Below are 17,697 nucleotides of genomic sequence, written 5' to 3'. Positions count from 1 at the left end.
AGACCGCAGGAAGATTCAAAGCCTTACATGGCAATCAGTCCCCCGTCCACGAATACGGTCGTTCCCGTCACGTAGTCGGAATCCTCGTGAGCGAGAAATACGGCCGTTCCGGCCAGATCCTCAGAGGCGCCCATGCGGCCCCAAGGAATCCGGCGCACCGTCTCCTCCCTCATCCCCGGCTTGGCGAACTCCTCCTGACTGATGTCCGTATCGATCACCCCGGCCCCGATCGCATTGACGTTAATCCGATATTGCGCCAGCTCCAGAGCCATGCACTTGGTCATGATTTTGATGCCGCCCTTCGTTGTCGCATATTGCGTCAGGTTAGCCGTTCCGACCTCCTCCGAGATGGACGACATATTGATGATTTTGCCGCCCTTGCCTTGGCGGATCATCTCCCGCGCCGCCCGTTGTCCGCTGAAGAAGGTGCCGAACAGATTAACGTTCCAAATGCGGCGCACCGTCTCCGGATCGACCTCCACGAAAGGCTTGAACACCGCGATTCCGGCATTGTTGACGACGATGTTGATCTCCCCGAACACATCAAGCGTCCGGTCGTACAGATGATGGATTGCCTCCAGCTCCGAAATATCGCAGGGAACGCCGAGAGCCGTTCCTCCCTCCTTGCGAATGGCTTCCGCCACTTCTGCGCACAAGGCCGCGTTCGTGCCCGAGACGACAACGTTCGCGCCTTCCCTGGCATAGCGGATGGCAATGGCCTTGCCGATCCCTCTCGTGCTGCCCGTTACGATAGCTGTCTTGCCCGCCAATCTGCTCATGCTACCGCGCTCCTTCCGAAGGTATAAGAACATATTTGCTGAATCTGGCTGTCCCGTCGGCCAAGTCCGCGAATACGCGAGGAGCCTCCGACAGGCTGCAAGCCGTCATCCAGTTCCGGCCTGTGATACTGCCTCGGGCCAGCAGAGCTGCCGCTTGCGCGAAATCGGCATCCGAGTACGTATAGGAGCCGATCAGGGAAATTTCCTGGCGTACCGCATGATTCATCGGGAGCAGCGATTCGTCCTGCCCCAGACCGACCAGAATAACGCTGCCTCCGGGATTCACGAGCCGGATCGCTTGCTCCCTGGTCGCCTGCACGCCGACGCAATCGATGAACGTATCTGCGCCGCCGGGGAAGACTCGCTCGCAAGCCTCCTCCAACCGATCGGGCGTCGCAATCTCGGCTCCCAGCGTCTCGGCGAACGCCAGCCTTTCCGGCTGCCGGTCGACGACCAGCAGCCTTCTCGCTCCCATCGCCAGTCCCGCTTGCAAGGTCAGGAGCCCGATCGGCCCCGCGCCGAATATGACGGCATCCTCGAACGGCCGCATTCCCAGCTTGAGCGCATGAATACATACCGCGAGCGGCTCCGCCAGCGAAGCCACCCCCGCATCCAGGCCTGCAGGCGCCGCATGAAGATTCGCAGCGGGCACGGAGACATATTCGGCGAAGGCCCCGGGACGGTGGATTCCGATAATCTGCCGCTGCCGGCAGATATTCCCCTTGCCGATCCGGCACCTGTCGCATGTTCCGCAAGAAACAAGCGGATTGGCGATCACTCTGTCTCCGATAAGGAAGCCGCTCGCGCCGGGTCCCAGGCCCTCAATCACTCCGCAAAATTCGTGCCCCATTACGAGCGGCGCTTTCCTCACGCTGCTATGACCCAGATATCCCTCCAGCTCGCTGCCGCACACGCCGACCGCCTGTACGCGCACGAGCGCCTCTCCGGGTCCGGGCTTCGGAACGTCCAGCTCCGCCAAAGTCAATTGGCGCGATCCATGATATACGATAGCTTGCATCGTCTTCCCTCTCTCCTCGTCATCGCGCTTCCTCAATCCCGTACGATTCATAATCGACTCCGTTCACCACATGGAGCAGCTTCTGCCCGCTGAACAACCTCTTGATCTCAAGAGCGGCATACTCCTGCAGCCGCAGCAGAGAGCTCTCGGAGTACCAGGCGCAGTGGCTGGTGACGATGCACTGCTCCATCCGAAGCAACGGGCTGTCCGATTCAATCGGCTCCTTCTCCAGGACGTCCAGCGCCGCGCCCGCAATCTCCCCGTTGCGCAGCGCCTCGATTAAGGCCGCCGTGTCCACCGTGCCTCCCCGGGAAGTGTTCACCAGGAAGCTCGAAGCTCTCATCGTTCGGAACGCTTCGGCATTCAGCATGTGCCGCGTCGCCTCCGTCAACGGCAGATGTACGGACAGCACATCGCTGCGGGCCAGAAGCGCTTGCCAATCCACCTTCTCTACGCCCAGAGCGGCGAAAGCGGCTTGCTCCATGTACGGATCGTAGCCGATCGCCTGCATGCCGAAGGCCTGAGCCCGGCGAACGACCGCCCGGGCGATATTGCCGAATCCGGCCACGCCGATCGCCTTGTCCTGCAGCCCGACGATCGGGCGGCAAGGGGAAATCTCCCACCGCCCCTGTCTGACCCTTGCCGCCACTTGAGGAATTTTGCGGACGATGCCCAGCATTAACGCCAGCGTGTGATCGGCGACTTCCTGAATCGCATAATCGGGCACGTTCACGACAGGAATATTTTTGCGTCGGGCCGCCTCCAGATCGACATTGTCGACGCCGATCCCGTATCGGACGATCACCCTGCATCTTGTGAAAGCCTCGATCGCCTCGGCTGTCACAGGAGCCCATTGGGTAAGAACGGCATCTGCGTCGCGGCATAGCTCGGCAACCTCGGCGCCGGATGCGCACTGGCCCTCGACGAAGCTGAAGCCCAGCGGCTTCAGAATGTTCTTCTCCTGCTCCAGATCGGGAAAGCCCGAGTCCGTAACGGCTGCGATATACCTGCTCATAAAGGTCCTCCCGTGTCGCCGATTGATTCCAGCATGGCAAGCGCGCGCACCGGAGAGCCGTCCCGTCCGGCGATGCGCAAGGGGGCCGCCATGAAAAAAAACCGCTCCGCGCCGATGTCGCCTAGCCGCGCCAGGCCTTCCACGATGACGATCTCCGCGCCCAGCAAAATTTTGTGAACCGGATCGAAATCCGTCGGGTTAGGCGTAGGGACATCCATTCCGATAAGCCCGATTTTTCTCTCCGCGAGCCAACGGGCCAGCTCCACCGTCATGTAGGGAAAATCGGAAAAGTAGTGCTTCTGCGGGTATTGCTTGTGCCAATCCGTTCGATAAATCAGCCTTGTTCCTTCCCCGATCCGGTCGGCGACAGGCATGAAGTCGTCCACCGTAATCGGCTCCTTCGGCCTCTTATGCGTCAGGTCTACCAGCAGCGCCTCGCCGATGCATTTGTCCAGATCGAGCTGCTCCACCGTCTTGCCCTCGTCCAGAAAATGAAACGGAGCGTCCAGATGAGTGCCTTGATGCGTGCTCATGACAAGCTGCGAAATGTTGTAGCCCATGCTGTCCACCGTATGGTGAACGATGACCGCGCATTTCGGGTCAAGCGGAAATGTCGGCGCCGAGTGATAGATGTCCAACGAGAGATCGATGATTTTTCTTCCCACAGGCTCTCCCCCTTCAAAAGGTCATATCCAATTTCACTAAACAGATGCTCTAAGACATAGAAAAGGTCGGTAACCGCTTTCAAAATGAGGTTAACACCCCAGATTGGGTATGTCAACATAATAATTCTTTTCTATTCTCGCAATATTGGGTATATTGGATATATAAATAATAGAATTGAAGTTGCTCTGTCGGCGATAAAAAGATATACTCTGATCGAATATACTCGTATCGCGAGATGGGCGATAAGTCTGGCATTCGGAGTGGAGCTACGAGGATGAACGCGAAGAAACCCTTATACTCGCAAATTCAAGACTACGTAATGGATAGAATCGGCAGCGGCGACTGGTCTCCTCACAGCCGCATTCCGCCCGAGCGCGAGCTTGCGGAGCAATTTCAGGTGAGCCGTATTACGGCGAAGCATGCCATGCTTAAGCTGGTGAACGACGGCTGGCTGTATCGGCACCGCGGCAAAGGCACGTTCGTAGCGGACCGAGCGAGAGAGGAACGGACGCCGTCCGCAAACGAGTCTGCCCGATCGACCTTCGCACAAAGAGGCAAAAAAATGATCGGCTTCATCATCCCTTGGATGGAAGCCTACTATTCTTCGCAATTGATCGCCGGAATCGAAGCTTCTCTGAATCGGCTTTCCTATCATTTTCTGTTTAAGCGCATCGCAAGCAGGGAGGAAGAATCCCAGGCGCTTCAGGAGTTAATGGATATGCCCGTAGACGGGATCATTATCGTGGCCAGCCAGGGGGAGCAGCATTTCAACGACGACATCGTTCGGCTCGTACTGAACAAGCACCCGGTCGTTCTTGTCGAGCGGACGATGCGCGACATTCGCACGAACGGCGTCTATTGCCATACCGAGGAGATCGGGCAGCTTATGGTCGGCTATCTGGGCGAGCTGGGAGCGACGAATATCGGCCTCGTCACCTATCCCCGCCTGTATACGATCGGAATCAGCGATCGGGTGAACGGCTTTCAGAGGGCGCTCGTTCAGAGAGGAATGGAGCCCTTGTCCGAGCAGCGGATTCTTTCGTTGCCGACCTCTCTGCTCGAGCCTTCCGCTCCCAGGGAAATTCCGGCCGAGCTGCTAGATTACCTGCGACGCAACGAAGACATCGACGCGATCGCAACGGTCGATGCCTTGCTCGCGCAATATGTCGGCATGGCCTGCGCGAAGCTGAACCGGAGACAGATGCGCATTATCTGTTGCGATCAGCCGCTGCTCTTTCCGAACTGCGTTCCGCCGGTCGCTTACATCGATCAGTCGCCGTTCGAGATGGGCACCCGAGCGGCGCAACTGATCGTCGAGGCCATCGAGCAAGGGAGCGAGCCTCGCAAGGAGGCGATCGCTCCCCGTCTGGTGGAGCTTGTCCCTCGCGGCTGATCCGCCAACAAAAATCCCGATTCGGCAGCGCGCGCCGGATCGGGATTTTAGCTACACATTCGGAATTTGCCAGTCAATCTCTTGCAGCCCCGCAGCTCTCAGGAAAGCGTTGGCCCGCGAGAAAGGCCGGCTGCCGAAGAACCCCCGGTCCGCAGAATACGGGCTCGGATGTGGCGAGCGAATCAAATGGTGCTTAGAGTTAACGACCAATTCCGCCTTCTTCTGAGCGTGGCTGCCCCACAGGAGGAATACGACCGGCTCCGGCTTGTCGTTCAACGCCTCGATCACGCGATCGGTGAACCTTTCCCAGCCCTTGTCCTTATGGGAGTGGGCGCGGTTCGCCCGAACCGTAAGCACCGTGTTCAGCAGCAGCACCCCCTGCTTCGCCCAATGGAGCAGATATCCGTTGTTCGGAACCGGACAGCCGAGGTCGTCTCGCAGCTCGCGAAAGATGTTTTCCAGGGAAGGAGGCGCCTGCACGCCGGGCTTGACAGAGAAGCTCAGCCCATGGGCTTGTCCGGCCCCGTGATACGGATCCTGTCCGAGAATGACGACCTTAGTGTCGGCGAACGGCGTATGGTGCAAAGCGTTAAAGATATCGTACATATCCGGGAATACCGTCGTGGATCGATATTCCGCAGCCAGAAACCGGCGGAGCTCGACGTAATAGCCCTGCTCGAATTCGCCGTCCAGATAGTCGGCCCAATCGTTTTTTAAGATTGCGATATTCAAGCACCCCCTTGCCGCTCGCATTTCAATTATTTCAATTATTTCTATTAGCATAATCGAACGCCGCCTTCATGACTACCCTTGAAGCCCGCGGCTTCAACCACGGTCGGCCTTGCGCCGATACGTCCATTCCGGGCCGCGCCATGCGGCCGCCGCACAGGAGGACAACAGGCTTGCGATATACACGTATACATTATGAGCGCTTCGGAGAACCCCGAGAGGTTCTCCAGGTTGCGGACGCCGATCTCGAACCGCCCGGTCCCGGCGAGGTTCTCGTCCGCATGTCCGCTTGCCCGATTAATCCTTCCGATATCCTTCCAATCCGCGGTGCTTATTCGCATCGCACTGCGCTGCCTGCCGTTCCCGGCTTCGAAGGCGTTGGAACCGTCGTGGACACTGGACCCGGCGTGTCCGGGCAGCTTATCGGAAGACGCGTACTGCCGCTCAGGGGACAAGGCACCTGGCAGCAATATGTGAAATCTCCGGCCCAGTGGCTCGTTCCTGTTCCGTCCTCGATAGGGGATGAAGCCGCCGCGCAGCTGTATATCAATCCCGTTACGGCATGGCTGGTCTGCGCCGAGGCGCTGAAGCTGCGGGAAGGCGATGTCTTCCTCGTCAATGCCTGCGGCTCTTCGCTCGGTCGGATTTTCGCCCAATTAGCGGGCATTCTTCATTATCGGCTCATTGCCGTCACCGGGGACGCGGACAACGCTCAGGAGCTCCTTCGGCTTGGCGCCTCTCACGTCCTTCATTCCGATGACATCCCAACGATGCGCAATTATGTAATGGAGCTGACGAAAGGGGAGGGCGCGGCAGCCGCCGTCGATTCCATCGGCGGACCGCCCGGAAACGGGCTTGCCTCCTGCCTGAAAAGGCAGGGCATCCTGCTTAGTCTGGGGCTTCTATCGGGGATTTCGCTAGACTGGGGTGCCTTGAAGCAGAGCTTCGATATTCGTCTGCAATTGTTCCATCTGCGTCATTGGAATCAAGACGTGACAGAGCCGCAATGGCACGCCGCGTTCAATCGTATTCTGAGCTGGGTCGCCGAAGGGCGGCTGGCCGTAAGAGCTCCCGCCGCACGCTGCCGCTTGACGGAGATCCGCGAAGCCGTCGAGGCCGCGGAATCTCCTGATAGACGTAGCGGCAAAGTCATCTTGACCTTTTAGCAGCTGAAGCTATACCTCGCCATGGGATTGGCAGGGGGATGCTTCAACTATTTCGGGTATCTGGGGCCGTCTCCTGTTTCAGACAGATCGGTCAGTTGCTGCGCCAAAGCTTCAATCCATACCGCCTCGTCAGACGAATCGGCCGTATCGGGCACAGCGTGCTTCAACAGACTGTCCATACGCTCCAGCACACGCGCGCGCGCTCCCCCGTCTTCGACGCCGGGGCAGGCGTATACCGCAGAAAGCAGCCAATGCCGCCCTGGCGTTAACGTCGCCGTCAACGTCGGGATAACCGTTCGCGGATGAAGCAGATTGGTGTTGGCGTTCGGGTGAACCAGCTCCGCCGTATCGAAGCCGCGATAGCTGACCATTCCGCAGGTTCCGAGGCCGCTGGTCGCGAAGAGTCGGTCCCGCTCCTGCTCCAGCGTGGTCAGGCCTTGCTCCAGCGGCAGCGCAAAGCCGCCCTCCGCGACGGTCAGCGCTCTTCCGGTCTTAAGACGATGAATGCGAATATGCCAGGGCAAGCCTGCGATCAGCCAGGTGCGCACCTCCACATCCGACCATGGCCGCCAGCGGGCAAACAACACTTGGTCGCGAATGGCCGTCTCCTCGTTTTTCCTTCTCACGCGATACAGGTTATCCCCCTCGCTCAGGGCAAGCATCGAATCGAACGCTCCCTGGGCGAGCCCCCATTCCGCTCGCGGAACGCTGAAGCCGAAAGCGTTGGAATAAGCGAACTTCTCATATTTGGCAGACGTATGCGTATGCTCGTTCGAAGAGAGATGCCCCGCATTAAACGCGACAACGTGATCCGTCTCCGCCTCGCGCCTCACAACCAGGCTCGGGTGATGCTGCGCATCGCGCGAAGGAAGCGCAGGTAACGGCAGCTCCTCCACCTGCCAGAACGGATGATCGTCTGGCAGAGCAAGCGGCAGAAAGGCTTTCATTGCCCAGTATGGCGAGCCGGGTGCGTTGTAATTCTCGGCCATGACCAAGTTCGCGTATCGGTAGCCGATGCTCAGCGCTCCGTCCGGGCGATAGATCGGCTGCCTGAGCCACCATCTCAGATTGCGGAGCGCGATGCCCTTCACGACTCCGTAGGAGAGATCGTCCGCTTCAATCTCCGCGTAAGCCAAAGCGCTCCAGAACGCGGACTGTGCGAAGCGGTAAGCCAAGCTTCTGCCGTAAGGCAGCGCGGAGCCGTCCGCCGCGAACCAGCGGATAAAGTCCCGGGCGAACGAGATCGCCCGGGACTTGAATCTCCGGCAGCGCTCCGGGTCCTCTTCCGCCATCAGCCGGACATAAAGCAGAGAATAATAATGGATAGCGAACGGCGTATAGTAATCGCTGTGCCCCTCCGGTCCGTCGGTATACCAGCCGCCTTCCAGAGCGAACTGCTCCAAGCGATCCAGATTCCGCTCCATGCCCGCGCGGTCGTGCGGCAGGCCCAGCTTGGAAAAGCCGACATTGACCAGCACGTGAAAGAACAGCCAATTGCAATCGTATACCGGATGCCGATTGATCTGGCCGAGCCAAGCGACCAGATTTGCCCGCTGACGCTCGTCAAGCGGCTCCCAGATATGCTCCGGAGCGATCGCAAGCGAGAAGCCGAATGCCGCCATCTCCACGAAGCGCTGGTCGTAATCCCCCGGCTGCCCCCAATACTCCTCGTGAGCGGGATCGGTGCCGTTCATGATGCCTTTCAGGCAGTCATCCCAGAGCGGTTCCGAGCCCCCGCCCGCCAATAGCGGCCCCATCCCCCACAGAATGCGGGAGAAGCCCTCCATCTCCGCGACCGCCGCCGGATAGCTTGCCCCGCTGTCGCCGAGACGCAAGAGCGCGCCGCCGGAGCTGTAATAACGTTCGATCGGTTGGATCAGCTGCCTTAGCGCCAGCCTCATGTCCTCTTTTGTCCGCAGAGGGTTATCCTGAATCCGCAGGTTCGGCAAGGTCATTCCTCGTTCCTCCTCCAGCATCGTCTATTCCGCAGGCTCGGGGCTATTCCCAGAACATCACGCGGCTCCCCCGCAGCCTCGCCAGCCCCTCTACGAAAAAGAAATCGCCGTAGATCAGCGGAACGTCGATGTTTTTTCCTTCGGGGAAATGACTGGTGCCGTGCAGGAGCAGGCCTTCCTCCCGCATATCCTCCCAAGCGCCGTAGTGCCGGTAGAGCGATTCGAGCATCGCAATGGCGGGCGTCCGATACGTATGGTCCTCCAGCGAGCCCGTCTGCTCTGCCAGAAGCAGCAGGCCGCTGGCCGCGATCGCCCCGGCGGAGGAATCGCGATACGCCGCCACCTCGGGCGGCAGGCGGAAATCCCAATGAGGCACGCGGTCATCCGGCAAGCTGGACAGGAAGAAGTGCGCTACCCGTTTCGCGGCATCCCGATAAGCCGCGTTGCCGGTATGATGATAGGACAGCGCCAGGCCGTACAGCGCCCAAGCGGTTCCCCTCGACCAGGCGGACTCCGGCGCATATCCCTGTCCTCCCAGGCCTCTCACATGCCGGCCTGTCTCGGGATCGAACTCGACGATATGATAGACCGAGCCGTCGGAGCGGACGAAGTGCTCAAGCACCGTGTCCATGTGCGCCTCCGCAACATGGCGATAGCGCGGGTCCCCGGTCTCCCGCGACGCCCAGTAGAGCAACGGCGTGTTCATGCAGCAATCGATAATCGCGAAGCCCGCGTTGTTCTCGCCCTCATGCCAAGGATTCCAGGAGCGAATGTACCGGCCCCGCAGATTAAAGCGAGCAGCGAGATAATTGGCCGCCTTCAAGGCCCGCCGTCTGGACAGCTCCGTCGGGTGAAGCTTGTGCGCGGCCACGCTGGTCAACGTCCACATGAAGCCCAGATCGTGATCCAGACGGTCGAACCCGTCCAGTACGGCGTCCAGCCTGGCCTCGCATCGTTCGGCCGCTTGTCTGAGCCGCGCGTCTCCGCATCCCTCATACAGCTGCCACAGCATTCCCGGCCAGAAGCCTGCCGTCCACCAGTGAGGCTGCTCCAGCACGTAAGCTCCGTTGATGCTCGCATGCGGAAACCCGTCCCCGATTCGCTCAAGATTCCGCAGCGTCTTATCCTTGGCTCTGTCCCAGGCTTCCTCCAGCCATTCCGGTTGAATCGTCATTTCTCTCGACTCCTTTTCCGATGATCTGTGCGTTCTTTCCCTTGCCTGCTCGATGCTTCCATTCAAACCGCAGCTCGATCCGGCATACCCGCTCCGTCTTTCTGAGCTTCCAATCGATGGCATACCAGCACCGTTCCTGTCCGAAGTGATCCCGATAGCTTCGCTTCTCAACCGCCGCTTTAAGCTGCGCCTCGTCAAACCGGATAAGCGCCTCCAGCCCGTTCTCGCTCTCGCCGCCAATCGCGATGGTCCCGTCTTTCCGAATTACGGGGGGCAGCAGCGCCGCGACTCTTTCGACGACCTGGCAGCCTCGTTCGGCGAACGTAAATTCGTCGATTAACGTCAAGGTCGGCCTGTCTCCGCCCTTGCGCCATATGAGCTCGCGCACAAGCGACTTCATTCCGGTCACGCGATAAGCTCCGGCCATCTCCAGCTTCAGCCGATCCTCCCGTTCGCCGACCTCGGCCTTCAGCACGATGGCCGCGCTGTCCGTCCCGGGCGACTGATAACAGCCGTCCACGATGGGGACGGAGTGCCCCTGAGAGCCGTTGCAATCGTATTCATATCTGCCATCGCCAAAATAAGCTGCCGTGTATTCGCCGGCGCCAAGATCGCCCGCAACGGTTATGCCGTCCGCAATCAATATAAAATGTCCGATATCGTTATGGTTGTGCGGCTCATCGTTATGCCCGCCCTTGGCCGCAAAGCCGAAGCGAGACTCGCCGCCCCGGTCGGAGCATCTGGAAACCAGCCATTGCGCATCCGGCAAATAGCGATCGACAGGTCCCGGCTCTTCCCCTCTTCCGTCCGGATCAAGCCAGATCAGATCGCGAAACGCCGGAGCCCACCTGCTGCAATGATCCTCCGTGTAGCTCGCCGCATGCCTGAACGCCGGAATCTCGATCTCCGGGTAGATACGGGCCAAATAATGAGTGAGGCCGACGCGAAACGGCACGCGCGGCAGCGAATCCGAGAAACAGACGACGGAGTCCTCGTGCAAGTAAGCGATCTGCTGAAACGAAGCGATGCTGCGCACCTTCTCGGAGTGAAACAGATTCAGACCGCCCTCCGTCATTCGCCGCAGCAAATCGGCGAAATACACGTAATAGCCGAAGCCGTAATTCCAGTAGCCCAACCCCTCCAGACAAGCGCCATCGTCTCCGAAGCCCTCCAAGTAACAATCGAGGCTGGCCAGCGTTCGCGTCAGCACCTCCGCAAGCTCATCCTCCTTCGCGAGCCGCAGCAGCGCCGCCGCCCCGATCGAGCCCGCGCACACAGCCGACCAATTGTGACGGGCGCTCTCCCACGGGTGAGGTCCCTCCTCCAGGAGAGGCCGGAACAGCCGCGCCGAGAGCGCCTCGTCGATGTCCGCAAGCAGGGAACGGGGCAGCCGCTCCCCCAGCACGCAAGCCATTTCGCCCAAGGTAAAGCCCGTCTCCGCGGAGAACAAGTCAATCGTCTTGTCCGGATCGCGGCCCAGCACATGGGCGGGCAAGCACCAGGTCGGCTCATCCAGCACTCTTGCAATCATCTCTTGCAGCTCGCGCAGATGAGCCCCTTCCCCCGGCTCCAGCAGAGACAGCAGCATGTGCGTATTCAACCGCCGCCGGCGCTCGAAATAGGCCCGTTCGTACTCCAGACGGGAGCCGGTCCGCTCGAACAAGGAAAACAGCTCATCCGTTAGCGCCGGGGCCTTCTCCCGCTTTATCCGCGTTCCTTCGGCCCGGATATCGCTCACGATCCGCGCATAGGACGGCGATTCCGCGACCTTGCTCCAGAAGCTGTCCGCCGATTGCCCTTGAGGATAATAAAGCGAGTCCGAAGCCCGCTTCATCCGTCTGACGGCCTTACGAATCTTGCTAATGTCCTCCATTCGCTTCCACCTCCCCTTGCCGCGAGACGCTTATCCTCGGTATTCCATCGGCGTTGCTCCCGAGTGGGCCTTGAACGTCTTAATGAAGTAGCTCTGATTGTCATAGCCGAGGTGCTCGCAGATTTCGCCGACGCTGCTCGAAGTTCTGTCCAGCATTTCCTTGGCCCGCTCCATCTTCATGCGGGTTACGTATTCGATGAACGTCTCCCCGGTCTCCTTCTTGAACATCCGGCTGAAGTAGCTTGCGTTCAGATGCAGCAGATCGGCCACCTCGTCAAGGCTGATTCTCCGGTTCAGATTAAGCGACACGTACTGGCAGGCTTCCTTGACCTCAGGACGCTTGCCGACAAAAGCCGGGTGCTCGCCTGCGGCAGCCGTCAATTGGCACTTGAGCCAATCCAGCAGCTCGTGAATCGAATCGATCTCCGATATTTCCTTGTGCAGCGTATCCGCCGATTGTCCGGCTTGCACGTATTGCAGCGTGCGCAGCTTGAGCTTCAAGTCGAGCAGCAGCTTTAGCGTCCAGTCCTTCACGGCGGCCGGCGGGTATTTCCTGGCTTTGACTTTGTCCATCCAGACTTCGGCTATCCGGCCGACCTCCGTCGGACTTTTCCCGATCAGCGCCTCTCTCAGCTCCGTGCTGGCGTTGTCGTAATGGATGAACAAATCCTCGTCCGACACCGTTTCCGACCGATGCTTCACAAGAGCCCCGGCCTCCAGGTAGAACCTCTGATTCTCGTCGGTCAGCAGCGATTTCAGCGCCTGCTTGAGCGCTTCCGGACGATCGCACTCCGTTCCGAGCAGAAAGGTCAGGCGAATCTTGAGCGCCTTGCCCATCGCCAGCTGTATCTTGCGCAGATGGGCGGTCACGGCATCGTAGCGGTTTGTCTTCAGGCTGGGCTTGTAGGTGAACAGCAGCAGCGGCTTGCGTTCGCTATAGGAAATATACAGCACGCTGTCGTCCAACTCTCCCAGTACCTCCTGCATCACGTTCGCTATGGCAAAGCGCAGCGTCTGCTCGGATGCGAAGCGATGCTTGACCTGTCCGTAATCGTCCACGCATCCGATTACCGGAAGGCATGCCTCCCGCCCCAGGAACAAGCCGAAGCCGTTCGCCTCCTGCATCCATTTGTCGGGAGTAAGCAGCGGCTGATGGATGAAATTTTTGAACGCCTGCTCCTTGCGCAGCTCTCTTGAATCGTTCACGAGCGCATGCAGGCGCATCTGCTCGCCGTTTAACTGGCGCTCCGCATCCAGCCCATGCTTGATCCGGTCCAGCAGGCGCGCCAGATCGTCCGGCTGAAGCGATTCCTTAAGCAAATACTCCTGGACGTTCAGCCGCATGGCCTGCTGGGCATAGGCAAACTCGTCGTGACACGACAATATCACGACCCGGGTGTCCGGCTTGCGTTCCTTGATCTTCGCGCACAGCTCAAGCCCGTTCATGCGCGGCATGCCGATGTCGGTGATAAGAATATCCGGCATCGCTTGCTGAGCTTGCTCCCACGCCGTCGCCCCGTTCTCGAACGCTCCGAGCAGCCTCAGCCCTTTGGCTTCCCAATCAATCGTCTCCGACAGCAGCTCCAAGACAGGATAATCGTCGTCTACCAGCATGACGTTATACATCGTTATCCGCCCTTTCGTACGCAAGAATTAATCGAATGATCGTCCCGTGACCCGCGACGCTCTCCGCCGTCATCGAAAACCGCTCGCCGCGCAGCAAACGCATCCTTTCGACGACGTTCACGAGGCCCATTCCGGAGAACGCTCCACCGGCTCCCCGGTCCATCGCCGATCCACCGGCGTCGGCCGCGGCGGCCAGCTTGGCGTTCAGCGCCTTTAACGCCTCTTCGTCCATCCCGATGCCGTCGTCCTTCACCTCGATCACAAGCACCTTGCTTCGCATCTCGGCATGAATGCGAATATGTCCCGCCCGCTGGCTGAAGCCGTGAATGAGAGCGTTCTCCACGACAGGCTGCAGGAAGAAACGCGGAACACGCATCAGCATCGCCTCCGAATCGATGTCCAGAGACAAGCGAACCTCTTCCTTCTGCCGAAGGTTCATCAGGTCCACATAATGGCTCAGCAGCTCCAGCTCTTCGTGCAGATAGATTTCGTCCTCTTCGTTCTTGATCGTCATGCGCAGCAGCGTAGACAGGGAGCTGATCATTTTCGCGCTTTCCGGGTCTCCGCGGCGCAATACCTTCATACGAATCGAGTTCAGGACGTTAAACAGAAAATGAGGGTGAATCTGGGCTTGCAGCATCTTCAGCTCCGCCTTGCGCTTGCGCGCCTGGGTATCGGATACCTCTGCGAGCATCTCCTGGATTCTTCCCAGCATCTGGTCGAACAGAAATCCGAGCCTGCCGATCTCATCCCGTCCGCGAATGCCCGACCGCAGGCTCAGATTGCCCCGCTGTACGGCGGAAGCCGTCTTGCCCAATTGCACAAGCGGCTTGGTGAAGGCTCGGAGCAGCGCCAGAAGCAGGAGCAGGAACAGCACAAGCGCGGAAAATTGCACAAGAAACACCCGGTTGAATATCGAGCTGATATTCACGATCGCCTCCTCGTAGCGCTGCTTGGACACCAGCCGCCAATCGTTGAAGGTGAACGGCTGCTCCGTAATTAAATACTTCGTGCCGCCGACCGTCTCGATGGTGGTGTTCAATCTTCCGGCAGTGGCTCCGATATCGTTGAACACGCGGCCGATCTGCGTCACGTCCCCGCTGGACAAAATCCGGTTCTCGCCGTCCAGCAGCATCACCTCCTGCTCGGAGGACAATCGCGTGAACAAGCGGCTGATCTGCTGCTCCATGAAGGTGACGACGATATATCCGTAGATTCTGGAGTCGTCCCTACGCAAGGTACGGGCCAGCGAAATCTGATAGGGCTTCTCCTCCTCGATATATTTGAAGACATTGGGGCTTGTTCCGATCCAGTAAGAGCTGAGCCATTTCAGATCGTTCAAATGATGAAACCAGGGCTCCTCCAGCAGAGCCGAGGGATTGTAATCGCTCGTGGAATAGTTCGTGAACGTCGTTCCGTCCGTCAGCAGCACGGTTACGTAGCTTTTCTCGCTGACGGTTAAGCTATCGAGCTGTTGAAGAATCCGGTTCTTGTCCATGAATTTGCGGTAGTCGTCGTTTCCTTCGGTCTTGCCCGAGACGACCAGCTTGAAATACGTATTCATATCCGCATTCATCTGAATGTAATTCGCGATGTTCACCATGCTGTTCAGAAGACTCGTCACCGAGCTGTCCACCAGCAGCAGAGAATCCTGCGCGTTGGCGATCGCCTGACGCTGAACCGCATCCTGCGTGAGAGAATTGTAGACGAGTTGCGACAATGCGGCCGGTATGAGAATACAGGCGATCGCCGCCGTCATCAGCTTGTAGCGGATCGATAGAAATCCGCGACCGCTTCTTCCTCTCCACAGCCGCAGCATGCTCTCTCCCCCTCTCGCAATAGCAAAGGGAGACAGCGAAACGCCGTCTCCGCAATGCCAGTATATCATTTATTTTTTGTTGGCATCGATAATCTGCTGCGCGCGTTCCTGGCTGTTTTTCACCGTTGCCTCAATGTCTTGCTCGCCCAGAATCAGCTTCTCGTACTCCTCGTTGACTGCCTTGTACACCTCGGATTGATAAGAGGCGGCCGGAATCATCTCGGAGGCTTTGGACATCAGCAGGGTTTTCGTGAGCGAGTCTTTGTCCACCAGCTCCGGATTCGCCGTAGCGGCAAGTATCGTATCGATAATCGGCGTCACCTGATCGTTCGATACCTTGCTCCAGGCCGGAATATTTTTGCCCTGAACCAGTTGTCCTTCCGTGGTGTACCAGCGAACGAATTTGTAAGCGGCCTCCTTGTTCTTGGAGATTGAGGATACGGCCGTGTAGTCGGTCGTCACCGGGGAATATCCGATTTGATCCGCTTTATCGTTCTTCGGGAACGGAGCGACGGCAACATGGAACGTAAGGGGCAGCTTGTCGGTTCCGCCGATCTCCGTGTTCATCCAGCTTCCGATCGTCAGCATGCTGGCGGATTGGTTAAAAAATTGATTCCGGTAGGCCAGCTTCTGCGAAATGATATCCGAATAAGGAACGGAGGATTTGTCCTCCTTCTCCATCCTGACGCGCAGCTCCAGCGTGCGCTTGTAGTTCGGGTCGGCCAGGTTGGAGGAGCCGTCCGCTTTCAGGAAGTCGGAATCCTTGGGCTGGTTCATCATCATCAGCTTCAGGAACTCCATCCATCCGCCGCCTTGAGGGCCGTGGAAGTAGGTGCCGTAGCGCTTCGAGGTGCCTTCTCCCTTGGTCAGCTGCTTCGCGTAATCCGCGTATTCATCCCAGGTCCAGTCGGTCGGCAGCGCTAGGCCCGCCTCGTCGAGATGGTCTTTGTTCAGCAAGACGTACCAGGGATTGAACTTCCCGGGAAGCGCATACACTTTGCCGTTCAGCGTCGTATCTACCTTGTATTCCTCCGACACCTTGAATCCGCCGTCCTTGGCGATGTAATCGTCCAGCGGCTCGGCCATGCCCAACGATACGCGCTGTGCGTAACCGGCCGGATCGCTGAACATCAGAACGTCGATGTTTTCCTTGGAGGCGAACGCCAGGTCCAGCTTCTTCATCGCTTCCTGCGTATCGCCCTTATCGCTCAGCACGACCGCCTCTACCGTAACGCCGGGGTTGGCTTCCTCATAGCTCTTTAACGTATTGGACCAATTGTACGTCGCTTCCGGCCCGAACGTATACAGCCTGAGGTGCACCTTCTCCCCCGAGCTGGCCGGAGAGCTTGCCGCGGAGCTGGCGGAAGGACTGCCGCCTGCGCTCGGGCTAGCGTCCGTCTTCTCGTTCTTGTCGCTTCCGCATCCTGCCAGCAAACCGACCACCATGACGCCTGCGGCCATTACGTTAAACCACTTTTTTCTCATCCGTCTGACACCCTCCCATAGGATACGTAATCTGATGACAATCCACATTATACTGACGCCTTGCCGATCCTCCATGAAACAATATTTACTTATTATGAAATATTTTTACTTATTCGGCTCGATATCAGCTTTTAGCCTTTCACGCCTCCAAGCGCGATTCCCTCGATTACGCTCTTCTGTCCGATAATGAAGACGATCAGCAGCGGCAAGATCGCCGACACCGCAGCGGCCATTATAAGCGAGTAGAACTCGCCGCTCATTGAAGTAAACTTCTGCATCGCCAGTTGAATCGTGTAGAGCTTATCCGTGCGCAGGAAAATCAGCGGATTCTGATAATCGTTCCACGTCCAGATGAACCGCAGAATCGCGTACGTGGCGATGGCCGGCTTAACCAGCGGAATCGCGATGGACCAGAACGTGCGGAAGTGGCCGGCTCCGTCGATCTTGGCGGATTCGATGTAGTCCTGCGGCAAGCCCATGAAAAATTGCCTAAGCATGAAGGTTCCCAGCACGCTGAAGCTGCCGATCATGATCAGTCCGAGATGGTTGTCGAACAAGCCGATGTTGCGGTACAGGATGAATTGCGGCACTAGAATCGCCTGATTTGGCACCATATAAGTGGCAAGCACGATCATAAAAAGCGTCTTGCTGCCCTTAAAGCGGATTTTGGAAAAGCCGTATGCCGCCAGACTTGATGTCGTGCAGGAGATGAGGGTCGTCAAGACGCTCACCTTGATCGTGTTCAAATAATACACATAGAAAGGATAATCTCCAAACCATACTTCCTTATAGTTGGCAATCGCGTTCCATTGCTTAGGGATCCACTGGATCGGATAGACGAAGACGTCCTTCTCTATTTTAAAGGAAGTCGTAAGCATCCAGATGAACGGCAGCAAGAACAGAATGCTCATTGCCAGTAGTACGGCCGTCACGACGAGCTTCCGCCAATCCGGCCCCGATGCCCTTTGAACCCGCTGCATGAGCCTTCTCCCCCTCCGG

The 17,697-nt window shown here is 58.4% G+C and carries 14 protein-coding genes; 2 read left to right on the top strand and 12 right to left on the bottom strand.

What is annotated here, in order from left to right; translation table 11 throughout:
* Window positions 1-23: 23 nt before the first annotated feature.
* From ACFO1S_RS26430 to ACFO1S_RS26415, 4 genes are read right to left on the bottom strand one after another with little or no spacing between them, the layout of a single operon-like run.
* Complete coding sequence (locus ACFO1S_RS26430) at window positions 24-779, bottom strand: SDR family NAD(P)-dependent oxidoreductase (protein ID WP_204604170.1); 756 nt, start codon at window positions 777-779, stop codon at window positions 24-26.
* A gap of 1 nt (window position 780) precedes the next feature.
* On the bottom strand, window positions 781-1,797 hold the full coding sequence (locus tag ACFO1S_RS26425) for a zinc-dependent alcohol dehydrogenase (RefSeq protein WP_378127866.1): 1,017 nt from the start codon (window positions 1,795-1,797) through the stop codon (window positions 781-783).
* 19 nt (window positions 1,798-1,816) lie between these two features.
* Window positions 1,817-2,812 carry a C-terminal binding protein gene (locus tag ACFO1S_RS26420; RefSeq protein ID WP_204604168.1) on the bottom strand — a complete coding sequence of 332 codons (996 nt, stop codon included), beginning with the start codon at window positions 2,810-2,812 and terminating at the stop codon, window positions 1,817-1,819.
* On the bottom strand, window positions 2,809-3,477 hold the full coding sequence (locus ACFO1S_RS26415; protein ID WP_204604167.1) for a cyclase family protein: 669 nt from the start codon (window positions 3,475-3,477) through the stop codon (window positions 2,809-2,811). The genes ACFO1S_RS26420 and ACFO1S_RS26415 overlap by 4 nt, the downstream gene beginning before the upstream one ends.
* A 275-nt stretch (window positions 3,478-3,752) precedes the next feature.
* On the opposite strand from ACFO1S_RS26415, the gene ACFO1S_RS26410 reads away from it, so the two are divergent.
* Complete coding sequence (locus ACFO1S_RS26410; RefSeq protein WP_204604166.1) at window positions 3,753-4,871, top strand: GntR family transcriptional regulator; 1,119 nt, start codon at window positions 3,753-3,755, stop codon at window positions 4,869-4,871.
* A 51-nt stretch (window positions 4,872-4,922) separates the two neighbouring features.
* Here ACFO1S_RS26410 and ACFO1S_RS26405 read toward each other — a convergent pair whose 3' ends face one another.
* Window positions 4,923-5,597 carry a uracil-DNA glycosylase gene (locus ACFO1S_RS26405; RefSeq protein ID WP_204604229.1) on the bottom strand — a complete coding sequence of 225 codons (675 nt, stop codon included), beginning with the start codon at window positions 5,595-5,597 and terminating at the stop codon, window positions 4,923-4,925.
* A 176-nt stretch (window positions 5,598-5,773) separates the two neighbouring features.
* Here ACFO1S_RS26405 and ACFO1S_RS26400 point away from each other — a divergent pair, with 176 nt between their 5' ends.
* A complete protein-coding gene (locus ACFO1S_RS26400) occupies window positions 5,774-6,766 on the top strand; it encodes a zinc-dependent alcohol dehydrogenase family protein (protein ID WP_378127863.1) in 993 nt (330 codons plus the stop codon).
* 47 nt (window positions 6,767-6,813) lie between these two features.
* Here ACFO1S_RS26400 and ACFO1S_RS26395 read toward each other — a convergent pair whose 3' ends face one another.
* The 7 genes from ACFO1S_RS26395 to ACFO1S_RS26365 all read right to left on the bottom strand — a co-directional run bounded on the left by ACFO1S_RS26395 (window position 6,814) and on the right by ACFO1S_RS26365 (window position 17,678).
* Complete coding sequence (locus tag ACFO1S_RS26395) at window positions 6,814-8,721, bottom strand: DUF2264 domain-containing protein (protein WP_204604165.1); 1,908 nt, start codon at window positions 8,719-8,721, stop codon at window positions 6,814-6,816.
* Window positions 8,722-8,764: 43 nt separating this feature from the next.
* Window positions 8,765-9,895, bottom strand: coding sequence for a glycoside hydrolase family 88 protein (locus ACFO1S_RS26390; protein WP_204604164.1), 1,131 nt, complete (start codon window positions 9,893-9,895; stop codon window positions 8,765-8,767).
* Window positions 9,843-11,768 (bottom strand): heparinase II/III family protein, encoded by a 1,926-nt coding sequence (locus ACFO1S_RS26385; RefSeq protein ID WP_204604163.1) that lies wholly within the window; start codon window positions 11,766-11,768, stop codon window positions 9,843-9,845. The genes ACFO1S_RS26390 and ACFO1S_RS26385 overlap by 53 nt, the downstream gene beginning before the upstream one ends.
* Before the next feature lie 30 nt (window positions 11,769-11,798).
* Window positions 11,799-13,394 (bottom strand): response regulator transcription factor, encoded by a 1,596-nt coding sequence (locus ACFO1S_RS26380; protein WP_204604162.1) that lies wholly within the window; start codon window positions 13,392-13,394, stop codon window positions 11,799-11,801.
* The gene (locus ACFO1S_RS26375) at window positions 13,387-15,213 is read right to left on the bottom strand and encodes a sensor histidine kinase (RefSeq protein WP_204604161.1); all 1,827 of its coding nucleotides are present in this window, start codon (window positions 15,211-15,213) and stop codon (window positions 13,387-13,389) included. The genes ACFO1S_RS26380 and ACFO1S_RS26375 overlap by 8 nt, the downstream gene beginning before the upstream one ends.
* A gap of 69 nt (window positions 15,214-15,282) precedes the next feature.
* Window positions 15,283-16,698, bottom strand: coding sequence for an ABC transporter substrate-binding protein (locus ACFO1S_RS26370; RefSeq protein ID WP_204604160.1), 1,416 nt, complete (start codon window positions 16,696-16,698; stop codon window positions 15,283-15,285).
* A 131-nt stretch (window positions 16,699-16,829) separates the two neighbouring features.
* Entirely contained in the window at window positions 16,830-17,678 is an 849-nt protein-coding gene (locus tag ACFO1S_RS26365) for a carbohydrate ABC transporter permease (RefSeq protein ID WP_204604159.1), read from the bottom strand.
* Window positions 17,679-17,697: the final 19 nt, after the last annotated feature.

The organism is Cohnella boryungensis (assembly GCF_042651945.1).
GTDB classification, from domain to species: domain Bacteria; phylum Bacillota; class Bacilli; order Paenibacillales; family Paenibacillaceae; genus Cohnella; species Cohnella boryungensis.
The sequence above is the reverse complement of the archived record's forward strand: the minus strand, read 5'-3'. Positions and strand labels throughout refer to the sequence as shown.